Origin of the sequence: Brevibacterium sp. 2SA (assembly GCF_005502845.1) — a bacterium.
GTDB lineage: Bacteria > Actinomycetota > Actinomycetes > Actinomycetales > Brevibacteriaceae > Brevibacterium.
The window spans coordinates 1-12,370 of sequence record NZ_SCMW01000076.1; the positions used below are offsets into that span (position 1 = coordinate 1).

At 68.6% G+C, this 12,370-nt stretch carries 11 protein-coding genes, 1 tRNA gene and 1 pseudogene; 1 reads left to right on the forward strand and 12 read right to left on the reverse strand.

The features are described 5' to 3' along the window. Positions 1-182 precede the first annotated feature (182 nt). From adh to FFS20_RS16825, 8 genes are all read right to left on the reverse strand, one after another. Complete coding sequence (adh, locus tag FFS20_RS16790) at positions 183-1,706, reverse strand: aldehyde dehydrogenase (protein ID WP_137826927.1); 1,524 nt, start codon at positions 1,704-1,706, stop codon at positions 183-185. 101 nt (positions 1,707-1,807) lie between these two features. Further along, positions 1,808-3,082 (reverse strand): helix-turn-helix domain-containing protein, encoded by a 1,275-nt coding sequence (locus FFS20_RS16795; protein ID WP_137826936.1) that lies wholly within the window; start codon positions 3,080-3,082, stop codon positions 1,808-1,810. 170 nt (positions 3,083-3,252) lie between these two features. Beyond that, positions 3,253-3,948: a 50S ribosomal protein L1 gene (rplA, locus tag FFS20_RS16800; protein WP_137826928.1), complete on the reverse strand. Its 696-nt coding sequence runs from the start codon at positions 3,946-3,948 to the stop codon at positions 3,253-3,255. Positions 3,949-4,026: 78 nt separating this feature from the next. Next, the gene (gene rplK, locus FFS20_RS16805; protein ID WP_009379129.1) at positions 4,027-4,464 is read right to left on the reverse strand and encodes a 50S ribosomal protein L11; all 438 of its coding nucleotides are present in this window, start codon (positions 4,462-4,464) and stop codon (positions 4,027-4,029) included. Between the two features lie 225 nt (positions 4,465-4,689). Further along, on the reverse strand, positions 4,690-5,583 hold the full coding sequence (gene nusG, locus FFS20_RS16810) for a transcription termination/antitermination protein NusG (protein WP_137826929.1): 894 nt from the start codon (positions 5,581-5,583) through the stop codon (positions 4,690-4,692). Positions 5,584-5,673: 90 nt separating this feature from the next. Beyond that, positions 5,674-5,952 carry a preprotein translocase subunit SecE gene (gene secE / locus FFS20_RS16815; RefSeq protein WP_137826930.1) on the reverse strand — a complete coding sequence of 93 codons (279 nt, stop codon included), beginning with the start codon at positions 5,950-5,952 and terminating at the stop codon, positions 5,674-5,676. Positions 5,953-6,057: 105 nt separating this feature from the next. Beyond that, positions 6,058-6,130 (reverse strand) — tRNA-Trp (locus FFS20_RS16820). A 110-nt stretch (positions 6,131-6,240) separates the two neighbouring features. Then, a complete protein-coding gene (locus FFS20_RS16825; protein WP_137826931.1) occupies positions 6,241-7,857 on the reverse strand; it encodes a metallophosphoesterase in 1,617 nt (538 codons plus the stop codon). Between the two features lie 63 nt (positions 7,858-7,920). Here FFS20_RS16825 and FFS20_RS16830 point away from each other — a divergent pair, with 63 nt between their 5' ends. After that, the gene (locus tag FFS20_RS16830) at positions 7,921-8,979 is read left to right on the forward strand and encodes an adenosine deaminase (RefSeq protein WP_137826932.1); all 1,059 of its coding nucleotides are present in this window, start codon (positions 7,921-7,923) and stop codon (positions 8,977-8,979) included. Positions 8,980-9,026: 47 nt separating this feature from the next. Here FFS20_RS16830 and FFS20_RS16835 read toward each other — a convergent pair whose 3' ends face one another. The 4 genes and pseudogenes from FFS20_RS16835 to FFS20_RS18035 form a co-directional block, all read right to left on the reverse strand. Next, a complete protein-coding gene (locus FFS20_RS16835) occupies positions 9,027-10,106 on the reverse strand; it encodes a UDP-N-acetylmuramate dehydrogenase (RefSeq protein ID WP_137826933.1) in 1,080 nt (359 codons plus the stop codon). After that, on the reverse strand, positions 10,103-10,546 hold the full coding sequence (locus tag FFS20_RS16840) for a MaoC/PaaZ C-terminal domain-containing protein (protein ID WP_137826934.1): 444 nt from the start codon (positions 10,544-10,546) through the stop codon (positions 10,103-10,105). Before FFS20_RS16840 ends, FFS20_RS16835 begins: the two co-directional genes overlap by 4 nt. Continuing rightward, positions 10,543-10,992 carry a MaoC family dehydratase N-terminal domain-containing protein gene (locus FFS20_RS16845; protein ID WP_137826935.1) on the reverse strand — a complete coding sequence of 150 codons (450 nt, stop codon included), beginning with the start codon at positions 10,990-10,992 and terminating at the stop codon, positions 10,543-10,545. Before FFS20_RS16845 ends, FFS20_RS16840 begins: the two co-directional genes overlap by 4 nt. 129 nt (positions 10,993-11,121) lie before the next feature. Further along, a pseudogene (locus FFS20_RS18035) lies at positions 11,122-12,370 on the reverse strand (hypothetical protein); the annotation flags it as partial.

Sequence of the window (12,370 nt, forward strand, 5' to 3'; positions counted from 1 at the left end):
GGGGTACACCCCGGGGAGGGCGCCGAGGAGGGGGTGGCCTCGCGGACCGATCCAGGGATCATCCGGTCAGGTGCTGCCTCCGGCTGGGGTGAGCGCCGGGACTCGAGGGGGTTTGGGTGCCCCGCGCGCAGCTGGGTCGGCTCGCTGCGCGCGGGACGGGTTCGGGTGCTCTGGCCGAGCCCTCAGAAGAAGCCGAGGGCCTCGTCCGAGTAGCTGACGAGCAGGTTCTTCGTCTGCTGGTAGTGGTCGAGCATCATCTTGTGGTTCTCACGCCCGATGCCCGAGGCCTTGTAGCCGCCGAAGGCCGCGTGCGCGGGATACGCGTGGTAGTTGTTCACCCACACGCGACCGGCCTGGATGTCGCGTCCGGCCCGATAGGTCGTGTTGCCGTAGCGACTCCACACGCCCGCGCCGAGGCCGTAGAGCGTGTCGTTGGCGATGCTGATCGCATCGTCGTAGTCGCTGAACGTCGTCACCGACACAACCGGCCCGAAGATCTCCTCCTGGAAGATCCGCATGCCGTTGTCGCCCTTGAAGATCGTCGGCTGCACGTAGTACCCGCCGGAGAGGTCGCCGTCGAGTTCGGCCCGCTCTCCGCCGATGAGCACCTCGGCGCCCTCCTGCTTGCCGATGTCGAGGTAGGAGACGATCTTCTCGAGCTGATCGTTCGAGGCCTGCGCCCCCATCATCGTGTCGGTGTCGAGCGGGTTGCCCTGGATGATCTTCTCGGTCCGCTTGACGACGGCTTCGAGGAACTCCGGCGCGATCGACTCCTGGACGAGCGCGCGCGACGGGCACGTGCAGACCTCACCCTGGTTGAGGGCGAACATCGTGAAGCCCTCCTGCACCTTGTTCCAGTACGCGTCGTCGGAGCTCATGACGTCGGCGAAGAAGATGTTCGGGCTCTTGCCGCCGAGTTCGAGGGTGACGGGGATGATGTTCTGCGAGGCGTACTGCATGATGAGGCGACCGGTCGTCGTCTCACCGGTGAACGCGATCTTCGAGATCCGCTTGTTCGACGCCAGCGGCTTGCCCGCTTCGAGTCCGAAGCCGTTGACGACGTTGACGACGCCGGGCGGCAGCAGATCGCCGATGAGCTCCATGAGCACGAGGATCGAGGCCGGTGTCTGCTCGGCCGGCTTGAGGACGACGGCGTTGCCGGCGGCAAGCGCGGGGGCGAGCTTCCACGTGCCCATGAGGATGGGGAAGTTCCACGGGATGATCTGGCCGACGACGCCGAGCGGCTCATGGTAGTGGTAGGCGACGGTGTCCTCGTCGATCTCGGAGATCCCGCCCTCCTGCGCCCGGATGGCCGCCGCGAAGTAGCGGAAGTGATCGACGGCCAGCGGCAGGTCGGCGTTGAGCGTCTCGCGCACGGCCTTGCCGTTGTCCCAGGTCTCCGCGACCGCGAGCATCTCGAGGTTCTCCTCCATCCGATCGGCGATCTTCAGCAGGATGTTCGACCGCTCCGTCGGCGAGGTCTTCCCCCAGGCCGGTGCGGCGGCGTGGGCGGCGTCGAGGGCGAGTTCGATGTCCTCGGCGGTGCTCGCGGGCACCTCGGTGAAGGGCTGGCCCGTCACCGGGGTGGGGTTCTCGAAGTAGTTTCCGTTCGTCGGGGCCACCCACTCCCCGCCGATGAAGTTCTCGTAACGGGGCTTGAAGGTGACGAGGGATCCGTCCTCGCCGGGCCGGGCGTACACAGTCATGGCAACTCCTTTGCTGCGATGTCCTCGGGAGAGGTCTCTCCGATTGGACTTCACGCTACCGGCGGCAACGTTGCATCACAGTTGCATCGTCGGCCGGCCGGTCAGTGCCCGAGGGATTCGAGCCTGACGACAGCGGCCGTGCGCTCGGGGGCATCGGGCGGCGCGAGCCGGAGGACGGCCATGAGCACCTCGGTGTCGGCCTGGGCGTGCGGCAGCGCAGCGTAGCGCCACAGCTGCTGCCACGTCCCGTCGGTGAGCAGCGTCTCCCGCAGCAGGACATCGAGTTCGGCGCTGATCTCCCGCACCCCCGGCGCCTCCGACTCCGGCAGGACCGCGCCCCGGTAGGCGCACAGCGCGGTCTCGGCGTCGCCGGCCGCGAGCGCACGATGGGTGCGCTCGACGTCACTGTCGAGTCGTCCCCGGATCCGGTAGGGTCGGCCCAGGACCTCGATGTCGCCGAGGCGGCTGATCGTCTTGCGCAGCCGTGCGATCTCCGCCCGCACCGTGACGTCGCTGCCGCCGAAGGGCCAGAGCCGATCGGCGAGCTCCGCGTTCGTCAGACCGGTGGGATGGCGGTGGAGCAGGAGGAGGATCTCGGCGTGGCGCTTCGACAGGTCGATGCGCTGCCCACCAGGACCACTGAGTCTCGGAGTCGGACCGCTCACCTCGAGGAACGCGTCAGTCGTCGTCTCCGGAGCGGGTCCGGTCGTGCCGTCGCCGGAGGCGTAGAGCTGCGACAGACCCGCCGAGGCGGCCTGTGCCGTCGAGCTGAGCAGCGGCAGGACGATCGCGGAGACCGCATCGTCTCCCCCGGTGACGTCGATGATCCCGATGACCTCGCCGGTGACGGGATGGGTGACCGGCACGGCGCTGCAGCTCCACGGGTGGACTTCGCTCGCGAAGTGCTCGGCCCGGCTGATCTGCACCGCTGAGCGGGAGCGGAGAGCCAGGCCCGGCGCCGAGGTGCCCATGGCGTCCTCGGACCAGTCGGACCCGGGGACGAAGCCCATGGACTCCGCACGATGGCGGACCGGCTTCTCCCCCTCGACCCAGAGGAGGCAGCCCTGTTCGTCGCCGAGTGCGACGAGGAGTCCCGCCTCGGTGGCGGGTTCGATGAGATGGGACCGCAGCAGCGGCATGATCGAGTGGAACGGGTGTCGGCGGCGGACCTCGGTCAGCTGCGCCTCATCGTAGGCGACTGTCGGGTGCACACCTGCCGGATCGCGGAGTCGGTCGAGGCTGCGGGTCCAGGATTCGAGGACGGTCGAGCGCACGCCGAGCCCCGGCTGCGGTGCCAGTGCCGGACTTGCGAGGTTGTCATGGGCCCGACGCACGATCAGCTGATAGTCGTCGCGCAGCAACGGTGTCGAATGCATCGCGATCCGTGCCACCTCCATCGGCGGGAATCAGTCAGTTGACCAGGATACGGACAATCCTATCGCGAACCGCTCCGGGGGCAAGGTGCGGGAACGACGCAGGGCGGGAAGTGAGAATCTCACTTCCCGCCCTGCTCAGGCGTCGGTCGCGGATCAGTCCGCGGCCGGCATCAGGCGCGCAGCGCGGCTGCGTCGACCGGAACGCCGGGACCGTTCGACGTGGTGATCGTCGCCTTGGTGATGTAGCGGCCCTTCGACGAGGACGGCTTGAGGCGGAGGATCTCCTCGATCGCGGCATCGAAGTTCTCCTGCAGCGCCTGCTCGGAGAAGGAGGCCTTCCCGATGACGAAGTGGAGGTTCGAGTGCTTGTCGACGCGGAACTCGATCTTTCCGCCCTTGATGTCCGTGACGGCCTTGGCGACATCCATGGTCACGGTGCCGGTCTTCGGGTTCGGCATGAGGCCACGGGGACCGAGCACCTTGCCGAGACGTCCGACCTTGCCCATCATGTCGGGGGTGGCAACCGCGGCGTCGAAGTCGGTGAAGCCGTTGGCCACCTTCTCCAGCAGGTCATCGGAACCGACGTAGTCGGCACCTGCTTCGCGGGCTGCCTCTGCACGGTCGCCGGCGGCGAACACCAGGACCCGGGCGGTCTTGCCGGTACCGTGCGGAAGGTTGACGGTGCCGCGCACCATCTGGTCCGCCTTGCGGGGGTCGACCCCGAGGCGGAGGGCGACCTCGACGGTGGCGTCGTACTTCGACACCGAGGTCTCCTTGGCCAGGTCGATCGCCTGAGCCGGTTCGTACTTCACATCAGCGGCGATCTTCTCAGCCGCGGCCTGGTAGGCCTTTGAGCGCTTTGCCATCTGCTTCTCTCCTTGCAGTCGTGGTGTGGGCGGCGCATCCGCCCTGCCACAGTGGAATGTCTGGTGACTCTAAGAGTCTCAGACCTCGATGTCGGTGGTGATGCCCATCGACCGCGCGGTGCCCGCGATGATGCGGTCAGCCATGTCGAGGTCGTTGGCGTTGAGGTCGGGCATCTTGGTCGTCGAGATCTCACGCACCTGGTCGGCGCTCAGGTGAGCGACCTTGACGGTGTGCGGGGTCGCCGAACCGGACTTCACGCCGGCAGCCTTCTTGATGAGCTCAGCGGCGGGCGGGGTCTTGAGAACGAAGGTGAACGAACGGTCTTCGTACACGGTGATCTCGACGGGAACGATGTTCCCGCGCTGGGATTCAGTCGCAGCGTTGTACGCCTTGGTGAATTCCATGATGTTGACGCCGTGCTGGGCAAGCGCCGGACCGATCGGAGGAGCCGGGTTGGCGGCACCTGCCTGAATCTGGAGCTTGACGAGGCCGGCTACCTTTTTCTTGGGAGGCATATGCGGTCCTTAATCTTGAGAGTTTCCATGCGCCGAGCGGCGCATCATTCGCTGCCGCCTCCGCCGATACAGAGACGACAATCAAACCACACCAGTATTCCATGTCCGCTCTCCCCCAGGCAAATGGTCGTGAGCGGGAACACAGCACCGTGGTCGGGTGGACGCAGAACGCGACGGGGCCCGGTTCTCACCGGGCCCCGTCGCGACTGGAGTGCGTGTCTCAGGTCAGAGCTTCGAGACCTGATCGAAGCCGAGCTCGACGGGAACGTCGCGCTCGAAGATCGAGAGCAGCACGGTGAGCTTCTGCGAGTCGGGGCGGATCTCCTGGATCGTCGCCGGGTGACCCTCGAACGAGCCCTCCTTGACGAGGACGGACTCGCCGACCTCGAACTCGACCTCGGTGATCGGAGCGGACTTCGCGGCCTGCTCGGCGGCGTGGCCCTCAGCAGCGGCGGCTTCGGCCTGGCGCTCCTCGAAGACGGGGGCGAGCATCGTGAAGACCTCGTCGATCGACAGCGGCACCGGATCGTAGGCGTTGCCGACGAAGCCGGTGACGCCCGGGGTGTGGCGCACGGCGCCCCACGACTCATCGGTGAGCTCCATGCGGACGAGCACATAACCGGGCACGCGCACGCGGCGGACCTGCTTGCGCTGGCCGTTCTTGATCTCGACGACGTCTTCCATCGGCACCTGCGACTCGAAGATGAAGTCTTCGAGGTTGAGGCTCACCGCACGGTTCTCGAGGTTCTGCTTGACGCGGTTCTCGTAACCGGCGTACGAGTGGATGACGTACCAGTCACCCTCCTGCATGCGCAGCTCCGACTTGAACTCCTCGGCGGGGTCGACGTCAGCGCCGGCCGCAGCCTCGGTGGATTCGTCAGCCTCAACCGACTCGCCCGCATCCGTGCTGTCGGAGTCGTCCGCATCCGTGTCGTCGGCGGCATCGTCTGCGGAAGCAGCCTCGTCGGCGGACGCGCCCTCATCGGCAGCCGCCGCGTCGGTCTCTGCGGTCGTCGCGTCGTCGGCGGTCACCTCGGCGACATCCTCCGTCGACGCCTCACCGGCGACGTCCGGGGTCTCAGGTGCGTCGACCTCTTCAGGTGAACTGGTATCCGACACCGATCAATTCCTCGCTTCGCGTGTAGTGGTCCCCTCCACGGGGATGGTGAGAAGTTCTATCGTATCCAGGTTATCGCCGCTGCCGGCGAGTCACCACAGCGGCCAGAGCGGAGTTCCGCCGAACACGAACCCGACGAGCTTGCCGAAGACGAGGTCGAGGACCGTGACGATGACCATCATGACGAGGATGAATCCCAGCACGACGAGTGTGTAGTTGACCAGCTGCTTGCGCGTCGGCGTGACGACCTTCTTCAGCTCCGCCACGACCTCGCGGAGGAACTGGATGATTCGTCCGAAGAATCCGAGCTTCTTGCGACGGGACGTGGCCTCGGGAGCCTTTCCAGTCTTCTTTGCCGGTGTGTCGCTCACACATCCTCACTCGGTCGGTTTCTTCAGGGGATCGCACAATTGCTTCAGCCAATCGAGGACTGCGCCCTGCCCGGCGATTGAGAGCCGCGGCAGATGTCAACTGCGCAGGGGTGACAGGACTCGAACCTGCAACCTACGGTTTTGGAGACCGTTGCGCTACCAATTGCGCCACACCCCTTCGATTCGGCGACGCCCCCATCCGAGGGTGTGCCCAACCACGAGAAACGAGCATACCGTCTCCCACCGGGTTCCGTCGAACCGAGTCCGACACGCACCCCGACACCCGCCTCACGGTGCGGGTGCCACGGGTCTCGCAACGAGCGGCAGCGGTGCGGGGAAGCGCACCCACGGGCCGATCGACACGTCCTCACCAGGGGTGACGGTGATCGTCTGGACGTCGATCGGCGTCTTCGTCACAGTGTCGACGCGGATGACGCTCACCTCGGCGTCCATCTTCAGCGGACCCGGCGTCAGCGCGTTCGCCAGCGCCCCGCCGGTGGTGGAACTCACGTAGCGCACTCCCCTGCCGAACTGCTCGGGACCGACCTGCCGGTGCCAGTGTCCGCTCATAGCGTAGGGGGCGCACCCGGACTCGAGGGCGGGCTGGGCGATGCGCGGGTCGTGGATGAGCATGATGTCGAAGTCGGTCCGGCACGCCTCGTCGCGCAGCTTCGCCGCGTACTCGTCGGCGGTCAGCTCCGTCTCGAGCTCCGGGCCCGAACCGAACACGGTCCGCCTCGGGTCGGGGCCGCCGAGGAAGCGCACCCCGGCCAGCTGCGCGGTCGAATCGTCGAGCACCGCCCAGCCCCGGCTGCGGGCGTGCTTCGCGGTCTCCTGCGAGTCGTGGTTGCCCTTGACGAACATCTTCGGCACGTCCTGCGGCAGTTCGTCGTCGAGGACGTCGAAGCAGTAGTTCTCCGCCGAGGTGCCCGTCATCGTCACATCGCCGGCGTCGATGATCCCGTCGGCCCCGGTCAGCCGTGCGACGTCGCCGACGACGCGCGCCATCCCGTAGTTGCAGTGGACGTCGGAGCTGAGCACGAACGTCGAGACATCGGCGCTGCCCGACGCCGGTGGGACCATGCCCGCAGCCGACCAGTCCCCGCTGAGCGGGCGGTTCGTCCAGCCGGCGTGGAGACCGGCGATGACCGCGTCGTAGAACGCGTCGTTCTCGTCGGAGAACTCCTTGACCGCGGTGAACGCCTCATCGATGATCCCGCCGAGGCGGCCGGTCACCTCGGCGCCGGCGAGCGGAGTGCCCGCGAACGCCGGATCGGGCTGCGGCGGGGCGGGACGGGTGAGGACGAGGGCGCTGAGACCGCCGAGGACGAGGACGACGGCAGAGCCGATGGCGATGAGCTCCCGCCCGGCCAGGGCCCGACCGAGGGCGGCGATCCGGGTAGGTCCGAGCAGCGCCGTCACCCCGACGAGGAGGCCCGTGGTGAGGCAGACGGCGAGCGCCCAGCGGATGAGGATGTCCCGGGTCAGGCCGGTGACGACCTCATCGATCTGCGTCTGCGGGGCCGAGAAGAGCGAGGCATAGGAGGCGATGTCCCCGCCGAGGGCGTCGACGACTCCCCCGCCGACCCCGCCGGCGGCAACCCCGCCTGCGGCATCGGTGCCCAGCGCCGAGGCGGCATCCGCAGTCTCCCCGGAGACCGGGATCTCCCCGACGTCGACGGACAGGCCGAGACCGAGCGGGAGGAACTCGTCCGCGGGCACGAGCAGGGAGCCCAAGGGCCCGAAGTCCAGCGTCAGCCGCGCATCCGCTGTCACCCGGTACTGCGCCTCATGGGGGCCGAAGCTGAGGTCGGCCCGCGCCGAGAAGATCGCCCAGGGCAGTGTGAGGGCGGCGATGACGGCAAGGAGGACGATGAGAGCTGAGGTCTTGCGGCGGGGTGACACGGACCCATTCTAGGGAGCCGGCACCCAGGTGTCCGTCAGGCGAACACGGCTATCCTTGAGAAGATGACGGACCCGCTCGTGTCCCTGCCGAAGGCACACCTCCATCTCCACTTCACCGGTTCGATGTCGGCCGACACCCTCGAAGACCTCGCCGCCGAGGCGGGGATGCCGATGTCCGAGCAGCTGCTCGGCGACAGGGTGACCGGGCTGAGCCCCGATGAGCGCGGCTGGTTCCGCTTCCAGCGCCTCTACGACATGGCCCGCGGCGTCGTCCGCGGGGAGGAGGTCATGCGGCGGCTCGTCCGCGAGGCAGCCGCCGCCGACCGCGCCGAGGGGTCTCGGTGGCTCGAACTCCAGGTCGACCCGACCTCGTATGCCCCGTTCGTCGGCGGCATCACCCCGGCCCTCGAGATCATCCTCGACGAGGCGGCAGCGGCCAGCGATGAGGATTTCGGGATGGCGATCGTCGTCGCGGCCTCGCGCACCCGCCATCCCCTCGACGCGCGGATGCTCGCGCGGCTCGCGGCCCATCATGCCGGCTCCGGCCCCGGCAAGGTCGTCGGCTTCGGCCTGTCGAACGATGAGCGCCGCGGCACCACGGCGGACTTCGGCCGGGCCTTCGACATCGCGCGGCGGGCCGGGCTGCTCTCGGTCCCGCACGGCGGGGAGCTGCTCGGGCCCGACCACATCCGCGCCGTCGTCACCGAGCTGGCGCCGAACCGGCTGGGCCACGGCATCCGCGCCGGTGAGGACCCGCGCCTGCTCGACGAGATCGTCGCGGCCGGCATCGGCCTCGAGGTCTGCCCGGGATCGAACGTCGCCCTCGGGGTCTATCCCGACATCGAGCACGTCCCGCTGCGCCGGCTCCTCGATGCCGGTGCCGACATCGCCCTCGGCGCCGACGATCCCCTGATCTTCCACACCCGGCTGGCCGACCAGTACCGGTTCGCCGCTGAGCTCGGTCTCACAGACGGCGAGCTCGCGGGTCTGGCGAAGTCCTCGTTCGCGATCTCCGCGGCCCCCGCCGAGGTGGTCGCCCGGTCCGCGGCCGACATCGATGCGTGGGCGGCCGGGCGGGGAGAGGCCGAGCGGGGAGAGGCCGAGTCCGACCGCAGCGACTAGCGCGCGGGCCGCAGCGGGCCCGGCGCGACATCAAGCGCGACGTCGTGTCAGATTTCGGTGCCGATGAAGGTCGGTTCGGGTTCGAGGACGATCCCGAAGCGCTCGTTGACGCCGGCGACGATCGTGCGCGCGAGGTCGACGACATCGGACGTCGTCGCCCCTCCCCGGTTCGTCAGGGCCAGGGTGTGCTTCGTCGACAGGCTCGCCCGGTCGTTGAAGCCGTAGCCCTTCCCGAAACCGGCGCGTTCGATGAGCCACGCCGCCGAGGTCTTCGTCAGCCCGGGGATCGTCGCCCCGCTGAGCGGATCGGTGACGGGGAACCGCGGGGCCTCGGCCGGCAGCGCCGCCAGCGCCTCGGGGCTCTCCACGATCGGATTGGTGAAGAACGATCCCGCCGACCAGGTGTCGTGGTCGTCCTCGTCGAGGACCATTCCCTTCGACCGGCGCAGGTCGAGCACGGCCTCGCGCACCCGCAGGGCCGGCACGCGGGTTCCGATCGCGACGTCGAGGGCGCCGGCGAGCTGCGCGTAGCGCACCGGCAGGGAGTCCGTGCCGCGGGGCAGGGCGAACGTCACCGAGAGGACGATGTGCGCGGGCGTGCCCGCCGCTCGTGCCGCGCGTTTGAGCGCCGAGGTGCGGTAGCCGAACTCGAGTTCCGCGGCGGTCAGTCGCCGCACCTGCCCGGAGAGCCGGTCGTAGACCTCGACGGAGGTGATGAGTTCGGCCACCTCGGTGCCGTAGGCCCCGACGTTCTGGATCGGGGTGGCGCCGACGGAGCCGGGGATCCCGGAGAGGGCCTCGAGTCCGGAGAGACCGGAGGAGAGCGTGGCGGCGACGAAGTCATCCCAGCTCTCCCCCGCCTCGGCGGTCACCTGCATCTCCGTGTCCGAGATCTCCGTGAACGTCACTCCGGTCGTCGCGACGACGCCGACGGGCCCGTCGAATCCGGCATCGGAGACGAGCAGGTTCGACCCGCCCCCGATGAGGAGGATGTCCGGCATCGACCGGTCGCCGGGTGCGAGTCCGTTCGCCTCGGCGAAGGCGATGAGGTCGTCCCGGGTGCGGGCGACGGTGAGATCGGGGGCGGGCCCGCCGAGGTGGAACGTCGTGAACTCGGAGAGGTTCACCGTCCGACTCGGATCTGCGTGCGGCTGAGCACGTCGGCATCACCGGCGGTGACGGCGGCGTCGATGCGCAGGGTGCCCACGGCCGCGTCGACGGCGCCGACGGTGGCCGTGAGGTGCAGCGAGGTCGTCGGAGTCGAGGGCGGTCCCGACTCGGCGTCGGGCACGAGGACCGGGGCGGAGAAGCGGGTGCGGTAGTCGACGACGGCGCCGGGGTCGCCGAGCCACTCGACGATCGGGGCGATGACGACGGCCATCGAGAGCATGCCGTGGGCGATGACGCCGTCGAGGCCGACCTCCTCGGCGAAGCGCTCTGACCAGTGGATCGGGTTGTGGTCGCCGGAGGCCGCGGCGTAGTCGATGAGCGAGGCCCGGGACAGCGGGATCTCCGTATCGACGACGACGTCGCCGATGGTCAGCTCGGACAGATCGATGAGGCTCATTCTCCGTCTCCTCTCACGACGATGGTCGAGGTCACCGTGACCACGGGCTGGTCGGCGATGTCGATGATCTCCGTGCGGGTGGTGATCATCGCGTTGCTGCCGGCGGCGCGGACGCCGTCGACATGGGTCGTCGCCTTGAGGCTGTCACCGGCGACGATGGGCCGGTTGAAGCTGAACTGCTCGGAGCCGTGGACGACCTTCGAGAAGTCGATGCCGGAGTCCGGGTCGGTGATGTAGGCCGCCTCGGACTTCTGCGCGATGATCACGGCGAACGTCGTCGGGGCGATGACGTCGCGGTATCCGAGGGCCTGCGCCGCCTCGGCGTCGAAATGGTAGTCGGCCCCCGCGTTCGTCGCGCGAGCGAACTCCGCGATCTCCTCCCGGGAGACATCGTAGGGGCGCGGCAGGGAGTAGGTCGCCCCCTGCTTCTCCGCGTTCACCGGCATATCAGCTCACTTTCGAAAGAGGCATCGGTCGGCTCAAGCCTAGCTTCCGGAATGCGGGCAGCGGGAATCGGCGAGCGCCGATGCTTCCACTGCCGGGCACCGCCCGGTGGTCACGATTTCGCCTCCCATTCACACATTTGCTGAACCATCAGCCACAGACGCTGAAAACTGAGATAGGTTGTCCCCATCACATTTGCTGTAGGCACGTCTCCCGGGCCGACAGCGGAGCCGACGAGACCTCGGTCGTCGCCATGGCGCCCGACGGTTTCCCGTAAGGAGCACTGCCATGACGAACCACCCCTCGAGCAGCACCACCCCCACCACGAAGAACGACAAGGCGAGCGGAGGCGGGGCGGGTTCGACGCGCAGGACCGCTGCGACGAAGAGCGCAGGGTCGTCCACCTCGACGAGCACTGTGGGCTCTGCGGCGAAGACGAAGCCGGCTGCCGCGAAGGCGACGTCGAAGTCGTCTGACTCGAAGTCGACGAACTCGACGTCGACCGCGAAGACGTCTGACTCGAAGTCCGCAGCGAAGTCCTCGAAGTCGACTGCGGCGAAGGCAACGGCGGCGAAGTCCTCGACCTCGAAGGCATCGGCATCGAAGAAGCCTGCGGCTAAGGCATCGGCCTCGAAGACTGCGGCGAAGTCCTCGACGACCAACGCGTCCGCCTCGAAATCGGCGACCAAGACATCCGCGTCGACGTCGGCGGCGAAGAAGCCCGCCGCCGCGTCGGCTGCCACCAAGGCGTCGGCCTCGACGTCAGCGGAGAAGAAGCCTGCGGCTGCGAAGACCGGAGCGAGCTCGGCAGCGTCCGCCCCCGCGACGTCGTCGATGTCGGCGGGTGCGGCGGCGAAGACGACGGCCGCGAAATCGGCGGCGCGCACGGTCGCGGAGAAGGGCCCGGCACAGGCGGCTCCCGCCACGTCGGCCGCACCGAAGTCCGGATCCGCGGCAGCGACGACAGCGACCGGGTCATCCCCCTCGGCCGCGTCGACGTCGACACCCTCGACGACGAAGACTTCCACTGCTTCCACGAAGACGTCAGCAGCGAAGTCGCCTGCGGGCGCCGCGAAGTCCTCGTCCTCCACCAAGACCGCTGCGACCTCCACCGCGTCGAAGCCCGCTGCGTCGACGTCACCGGCATCGAAGTCCGCCGCGTCGACGACCGCCGCCGCTGCGGGAAAGAAGCCCGCTGCCACGAAGGCCCCCGCCGGTTCGCGCGCGAAGGCCTCGACGGCGAAGGCAGCAGCGACGACCGCGACCCCGGCAGCGGAGAAGAAGCGCGCCGTCAAGGACGGTGTCGCCGTGCCCGGCCCCCGCTCCGCCGACGAGCAGACCGTCGCAGCGGCGACGGCGGCCGCGAACGCCGCTGTTCCG

Coding starts and splice junctions, on each gene's coding strand:
- adh (WP_137826927.1), bottom strand. CDS start 1,706: ATGACTGTGTACGCCCGGCCCGGCGAGGACGGATCCCTCGTCACCTTC.
- FFS20_RS16795 (WP_137826936.1), bottom strand. CDS start 3,082: ATGCATTCGACACCGTTGCTGCGCGACGACTATCAGCTGATCGTGCGT.
- rplA (WP_137826928.1), bottom strand. CDS start 3,948: ATGGCAAAGCGCTCAAAGGCCTACCAGGCCGCGGCTGAGAAGATCGCC.
- rplK (WP_009379129.1), bottom strand. CDS start 4,464: ATGCCTCCCAAGAAAAAGGTAGCCGGCCTCGTCAAGCTCCAGATTCAG.
- FFS20_RS16830 (WP_137826932.1), top strand. CDS start 7,921: ATGACGGACCCGCTCGTGTCCCTGCCGAAGGCACACCTCCATCTCCAC.
- FFS20_RS16840 (WP_137826934.1), bottom strand. CDS start 10,546: ATGAGCCTCATCGATCTGTCCGAGCTGACCATCGGCGACGTCGTCGTC.
- FFS20_RS16845 (WP_137826935.1), bottom strand. CDS start 10,992: ATGCCGGTGAACGCGGAGAAGCAGGGGGCGACCTACTCCCTGCCGCGC.